General features: G+C 56.1%; 5 protein-coding genes and 1 pseudogene. 2 read left to right on the top strand and 4 right to left on the bottom strand.

All coding sequences use genetic code 11. The annotated features are described in order from the left end of the window. Positions 1 to 889: 889 nt before the first annotated feature. The 4 genes and pseudogenes from A3C3_RS0136765 to A3C3_RS0136750 form a co-directional block, all read right to left on the bottom strand. Entirely contained in the window at positions 890 to 1,408 is a 519-nt protein-coding gene (locus tag A3C3_RS0136765) for an ABC-three component system middle component 5 (protein WP_145611395.1), read from the bottom strand. Next, a pseudogene (locus tag A3C3_RS0136760) lies at positions 1,401 to 1,816 on the bottom strand (ABC-three component system protein). The gene A3C3_RS0136765 and the pseudogene A3C3_RS0136760 overlap by 8 nt, the downstream one beginning before the upstream one ends. A gap of 962 nt (positions 1,817 to 2,778) precedes the next feature. Continuing rightward, positions 2,779 to 3,375 carry a prolipoprotein diacylglyceryl transferase gene (locus A3C3_RS0136755; RefSeq protein ID WP_028740320.1) on the bottom strand — a complete coding sequence of 199 codons (597 nt, stop codon included), beginning with the start codon at positions 3,373 to 3,375 and terminating at the stop codon, positions 2,779 to 2,781. A 120-nt stretch (positions 3,376 to 3,495) separates the two neighbouring features. Beyond that, a complete protein-coding gene (locus tag A3C3_RS0136750) occupies positions 3,496 to 3,930 on the bottom strand; it encodes a hypothetical protein (RefSeq protein ID WP_022719449.1) in 435 nt (144 codons plus the stop codon). A gap of 422 nt (positions 3,931 to 4,352) precedes the next feature. Here A3C3_RS0136750 and A3C3_RS0136745 point away from each other — a divergent pair, with 422 nt between their 5' ends. Both A3C3_RS0136745 and A3C3_RS42955 read left to right on the top strand, forming a co-directional pair. Further along, the gene (locus tag A3C3_RS0136745; RefSeq protein WP_022719448.1) at positions 4,353 to 5,261 is read left to right on the top strand and encodes a hypothetical protein; all 909 of its coding nucleotides are present in this window, start codon (positions 4,353 to 4,355) and stop codon (positions 5,259 to 5,261) included. A gap of 139 nt (positions 5,262 to 5,400) precedes the next feature. After that, positions 5,401 to 6,690, top strand: coding sequence for a hypothetical protein (locus A3C3_RS42955; RefSeq protein WP_022719447.1), 1,290 nt, complete (start codon positions 5,401 to 5,403; stop codon positions 6,688 to 6,690). The last annotated feature ends 8 nt before the right edge of the window (positions 6,691 to 6,698 follow it).

Below are 6,698 nucleotides of genomic sequence, written 5' to 3'. Positions count from 1 at the left end.
TGGACGACACCGCGAAGGGCACACGCTCCCCCTGGGTACAAGATGAGGCCGGGGCAAACTTCGAGTCGATGTCGATCTCCTTCGGGCTAAAGGGCACGTTTTGANGTGGTCGCGAGGCGCATTTTCATCAGAAGACCATCACCGCGCTCTTGCCAGTCTGACCATTGCGGGACACAACAGCCCTGGAATATACGGTCAGGCCGATCGAACCCGTTCGTATGACGTAAGCGTGGCGTGGTGACCGCCTGGACTGTGCTGGTGTGGGATAGTGTCCACCAAGAGTTAAGTGGGCACTATGGCGGTATCCGATCTCGGAGAAGTGAGACGCCGAAGCGCAATCGACCTCACCGGCCTGCTTCTCTTATGCTTCCGCCGGGAGGCTCCCGTGGATTTCATCCGGTCCGTGTTTCCGGATGAGGCCATGACGAAGGGCCTGCCGCTCCGAGCCGATTGGCCAGCCGGTCCTCAGCAGACCCCATAAAGCAGCGACCCAGCGTCGACTGCGGACAGAAGCAAGCACTCGGCGAGGGATTAAGCTCATAAGGGATTGACTCGGGAAGGCCCGTTACAGAAGGCCGATCCGCGCTAACCGCTTCAATCCAAACAACTTCGATTTTCCTTAGATGGTGTATTGTAGAAATGCCCACGGAGCGCCAAAATGTGGCCCCTTCGCAGAGCACGACTGGCTTTCGTCGCGAAGCCTTACGGCGGCTTTCCCACATCAATGGTCGTTGACGGCGAAGCTTAACTGGAGTTCGCTCGGTACTCGCCCGTCGCAAGGATCTTCCGACGAGTTTTAGACGACCTCAACACCGAAACGGAAGGCATAATTTTCGCCTTAGCCATCAATCCCCCGACTTGGGTTCCATCAAATCTTGGCGCCGGGAGTCTATTGCAAAGCATGTCGCGTTGCACCTTCGCCAGTCTGCAGAGGTTTTTGACCATTCGGTCCGTAGAGGCTCACTGCTTTTAGTTCATCCAAAAAGGCGACGAGTTCCGCGTTTTCTCGCCGGTGGTCTTCAACCGCTTCGAAGATTCGCTCCGGCAATTCTTTTCTTGTTCGAAGAACGAACCCATCGAGGAAAGCCTCACGATCGAAAAAACCGAAAGATTGGAGACTGCTGGACGCAGCGCTGTGGGCCGCGCGCATTCGATGGAACATTATCGCTGGTTTCGGCGTCACCTGATATGTGTTGGGGAGGTATCGGCGCTTTAATGCATTGTGACTTTTGACAAGCGTTTTAGGGGCTTTAAATTCTGACATCAGTACCGGGAAACAAACGTAGAAATCCAGGATTCGAGCCGTCTCATGTTGACAGCTCGGCGCGTTATCATCGGGGAACAATACAAACATGCGGAACGCTGCGTGGAATGGATCGTTTCCGGGGAGGTACGTGATATTAATCACAGTGCCACCTCACGTAGCACTTGTCGGCCAGCCAGAAGATCATCCCCTTCAGGTGAGTCCTGTTGAGCGTAATATGGTCCGAGCCCTCGCCAATTTCCGCTTGATCTTGTCAACAATATCGCTGTCGATGAGCTCGTCGATTTGCTGATTCGTTAACGCAGCAGTCGACGGAACAATCTTGGATTCAAAGGTCTCGTGAATAGCTGCCATGATATAGGCAAAGAACTGCTGCGCGCTGGAGAAACGTTCGAATTTCAGAAGCAGCTTCGCAAAGAACTCCTTCTTCTTTTTCGCGTCATTGAAAGTTGCGCCGCGCCCGCAGATCTCAAGCTTGTTCTTCAGTCCAACGACAGTCTCGCCATCCCTGTTGTCGACGAAAAACTGCAATTCGTCTACGAACCCGACCATGGATTCGTCCGTGGATATCTGCTCAGCCAGAAGTTTCAGAAGACGATTTATCTGCGACGGCTTTGCACCATCGATCTGATTATAGTTGGTGATCTTCGTTATGTTGTTGCCGGCTTGATCGCCACCTACATGGGACTGGCGGAGGTCATTTGTACCAAGAAGGCTCACGATTTATGAATATCCCGCCCTGCTTGGTCTCCGCCCACGCGAGAATTGCGTTGGTCTGAATAGCTGGAGTTATTACCCTGACGGAACTTTTGCACCGTCAGTGTCACACCGCATCCCAAAAGGAACCCAAACACTCCGGTAACAATTTCCATATAGTCCGACCAGTTTTCCACAATTCCCCCCAAACTCGCCACTTCCAGCGCATGACCTTATTAAGCAATTGATCCAATTTGCCGAAATGTTATGCGTCGTCAATCCTAGATTGCTTTCGAAGCCTTCGTTGAAGCAAACATTTAGTGTTTTCAGCGCGGCATACCCGATCGCAGTGGAGCGGGCGTCTCGATCTTCTACAACGTGCCAATGGCGTCAAACTTGAATTCGCAGGTTAACATGCCGATACGCTCGACATGTCGTACTTCAGCGCGCCGACGATGGCGTTCTTTGTCAACTATGCGTAGATCGTAGCCTTCTTTGCCGCGTCATACGACCGGACCCATGACGTGGGGCGTTCGCGAACGTCGGCTTTCAGGATCCGCTCACCGCATCGTGAATGACCGGAATGGGGGCGCAAAGCGGTCATTCGCGCCAACATCCGGCTGCTTTGGGCCCGATAGCGGTCTAGGCCTCGATTGCTCGCCTTGAACGGAACTACAGACCCGCAAGTTCGCGAGATTGCACTACCCGCAGACATAAATTGGCGACATCCATAAGCACTTTGGTTTTGAATTCCGCGGTCACGGATCCGACGGAGCGTTGAGCAATTGGTGAAAGAAGGATGCTTGAAATCCACCGGCTCACTTGTCGTTGTAGCGCTCGAGCATGCGACGTAAATGCGCGTTCTGCTCAAGCAGTTTTGCGGAGAGCTGCGATCTGAGGCCCTTAATTTCGAGGTCCAGTTCAGTGGCCTCATCGAGCAATGTTTTCTCCACCGCCGCTGGCTCTTCCGCCGCTTTTTTGACGACGGGTGGTTCCCCGCGGTTTTTCCGCGCCCGAGGAGCCTTTGCCCTTTGCTTTTTGGGACCTTCTGCCAAGACGTCCGCGCCCGTTTCACCTTCGGCAGCCTGAATGACGGGTGTGGCCGGCAAAAGTTGGTCACGACCCTCTAAAGCACCGCTTTCTGCCGGCTCGGCAAGCAAAGGATCAGACTGCTCCACCCGCGTGGATAGCTCGGCCGCGACACCAGCAGACTCCCGCTGTCCGCTCGCTTCATTCTCGTCAACGGTCGACTTCGATTCTATGGCGGCTTCTAATTCGGCCCGCAGAGTTAGGTCCGGCCGGTGTTCCTCTGCCCGTGGATCAGGTATCGCCACGATTTCATCGACCGGTCCGCTCGCTTCTTCCACCTTACGGCGCGACGCAAAGTCCTTGATTAGCTTCCACGGTGATCGCATCCCCATCTCCCGACTCGTTTTCTCAATCCCATAGTACCGAGCGGGAGACTGGGCTTGCAATGCGAGCCCAGTCTTTAGTCGTGAAGTGGCTTTAAAGCGGCCGATGGCGGCTCTTGATGGTCAAACCAATCCCAGCTTTTTGCGGAGGTCCGCGTTCTCGGCACGGAGCTTGTCGGAGAGTGCCTTACGCAGCTTCTGGTTCTCTTCTTCGAGCTTCAGAAGATCTGCAAAACCGTCGGTCTCTGCCGGAACTGCCTCGACCCTCTGCGGCGTACGCTTGGAAGGCTGAGCCTTCGAAACCTTAGGCTTCTTTGGGGAAACAGGTGCCTTAGTGGCCGGTGCAACCGCCGCTGGGGTAACAGGCGCACCGGGCGCTCCGGTTTTTTTCCCCGGACCGCGGGTCTTCTTCAGCGGAGCGCTAACCGAAGTATCGGCAACCGCCTCAGCGGCGGCCTTGGGCTTCCGCGGTGCGCGCGTCTTCTTTTCTTTTGTCTTCGAAGAAGCATCTACGGACGCAGTCTCGACTGAAGGGGTTGGGTTCGTATCATCAGCCATCGGTTAAATCCTTGCGGTTAGTAAAATCGTTCGACCGTATCAAGTCGCTGTCGATATTCGTTCAAGATTATTTCGAACTTATTGACGATGGTTTCAGCTTGTTTTGGCCAGCCACCTCGCCTCATCAGTCCGATGACTGCCGACCCTATGCGTTTCCCTTGATGACAAGATGGAGGCGCCGACAACAGACCCAAAGAAATTGCCAAGCGGGATGCGATCGTGATCATCCACGGGTGCAACTTTCCCTCGGGCAGCAGGCGTGCGATGAAGAGGCGTTTTTACATACGTTCTACCTGCCTCCGAGGCATTCCATCCGGCGTTGCACTCTCTTAAGTTTTACTCTTGCCAGCTAGCAATTCGCAGTGCATGTATTAGGCATATTCAAAGTTTCGGGTTGTGCAGGTTCCAGCGGGGGGCGGATCATGCGGCATGAACTGGACGCGCGCGAATACAAGCTTTTGCTGAACCCAGATCGGTTTCAGGAGCCACCTTCCGAGAAAGTCGCCAACACATTCTGGCAAGAACGGCTGAAACCGGTCATCCAGACACTCGGGAGCCGAGACGACGAGGCCCGCCACGATGGCCGGTTCGGCGCGCCCAGTGAGCGTATCGTCCGCTTCTGGGACGCGCCAAAGTGCCTTTTAACTCAATCTGACCTTGCGCTTCGACAACGTTTGCCTGCGGAAAATGGAATGCCTACTGCCGAGCGGCCGGAGATCACGCTGAAACTTCGCATGCCCGACCTGTTCGTTGTCGCAGCGACGGCGTTGCCTGGAAGCAACGAGGATGCCCGCACCACTTTTGAGGAGGACATCGCGCCGCTGGAGATCGATGATCCGCAGCCGGACAAAAGCTCGGTCATCGTTCCCCTCAAGCGGTCGATCCGCAGTCGTTTTTCACTCTCCACTACCCAGACCGCCGAATGGGGCGAACCCCATCGCACCCTTGGCGGCTTGCAATCGCTATTTCCAACCCTCCGCAACAATATCGCATCGCTACAGACGGAATTCAGACCCAGCACTTCATTGGTCTGCGGCCCGGATGTCCGTGAGTTCGTGTTTAAGGGCGCCCGGGTGAAACTCGGCGGCGATATCGTTGGCAAGTTTGCATTGACACTGTGGTATTTCGGGCCAACGGATTCAGCTCCGACCGTTGCCGAAATATCCTTCAAATGTGCAATCGCAAACGGGGACATGCCGGGTAAGGCGGCCAGACGTGCGCTCGCACTGTTCGTAGGCATGCAAACAGATCTCGGTAACTGGGTAAACTCCAAACATTCCAGCAAGACCGCCTTGGCGTTGCCGGGTGATTGCGGCAGACCGGTTGAATAAGCAGACAGGCATCGCGCAAGTGGGCGTTGCCGCTTAGGACGCCAACACCTCGCCAAGGCCTTGGCGGATGTCATCAGCATTTGAACTCGCATCGATAGAGTACCCGAAAGCCAAACCCTTTTATTGATGGAGAACGGGAATGGACATCTATCAGCAGATCTGGGATGCCGACCAAACTGGCAACGGCGTCAAACCCATCCTGGCCGGGGCCGATGAAGCGCCGAGTTCAGGCTTCGTCCGCGTGCTCAATACCAAGGATGGTGGTGAACAGCCAACCGCCGACCTCAAGGTTCTCTCCGAAGTGGTGATTCCGCCGCACAAACAGACGACCTATGATCTGGCTCGCGCTCTGTTCGATAACTACATGCTCGATGAACGCGAAGCCGAGATCGAAACCCCGGAAGAGCGAGCCGAGGTCCACGAGTTGCTCGAAGCGATCGTCGACACAGCGCCGATGCAAGTCGCGCGCGCCTACATCTCCGACGAGACCGGGACGCCTGTCTCGCGCGACCGCTGGTACGCGACGCTGACCGAACAATGGTTCCGCCGCTTCTCCCAGAGCGGCGACCGTGATCTGTCCGGTTTCGAACATGTTTTTGTCGGCGAGCAGGAAGGCCCGAAGGTTCAGGGCTATCATTTCTGGTACAAATATTACCTCGATGACGGTCTCGCCTCGCTGATTGACCGCAACCGCCTGCCCGGCTTCCGCGACGACCGCATCGTCTATCTGCGCGGCCAGTCCAAGGACGGCCAGGAACAGTTTCCCGAATCCGTGACGATTTCCTATCGCTGGGATGCGCCCGACTACGAGGCCGGCGCCATCCGCCCTCTGACAAAGCCGATCGGCGGCTTCTTCGTCGGGTGCAGTGTCGAAGGTCTGATGGCGATGGGAGCGGTACGCGCCCATCGCGGTGCACGGGCACCCAAAGAGGCGGTAATCAACGGCGCCCGCTACGACATGAAGCTGTTCCTCGACCAAAGTGAGCGGTCCGTTCGAACTTTTTATCCCGCCTACCTCGGACCGGCTGGCGAGCGCCCGATCGCTGGCGGGACCAGCGGTAGGTGGTCGGACGACGTACGCCGCGACACCCCACGCCTCGTCAGCGGTCCGATCAAGATCGTTGCAGCACTGGTCAATCCGATGGGACCAGACGAAGGCAACGAAACCGTGACGCTCGTCAACACCGGTATCGAGGCAATCCCGCTCGACGGCTGGTTTCTGGTCGACAAGATGAACAATCGTTTCGGCATCAAGGAGGTGACGCTCGGTCCCGGCATGGCAACGACCATCCTCCTGCCACGCCATTCGGTGCAGCTCTCAAACAAGGGCGGCGAAATCCGTCTTGTCGATCGCGCAGGTTCGACGACTCATCTGGTGACTTACAGCAGGGCTCAAGCGAAACGTCAGGGCGAGACCATTATCTTCTAGCGAGATAA

Source organism: Rhizobium mongolense USDA 1844, assembly GCF_000419765.1.
Taxonomy (GTDB): Bacteria; Pseudomonadota; Alphaproteobacteria; order Rhizobiales; family Rhizobiaceae; genus Rhizobium; species Rhizobium mongolense.
This window is presented reverse-complemented; position numbering and strand designations above follow the sequence as displayed.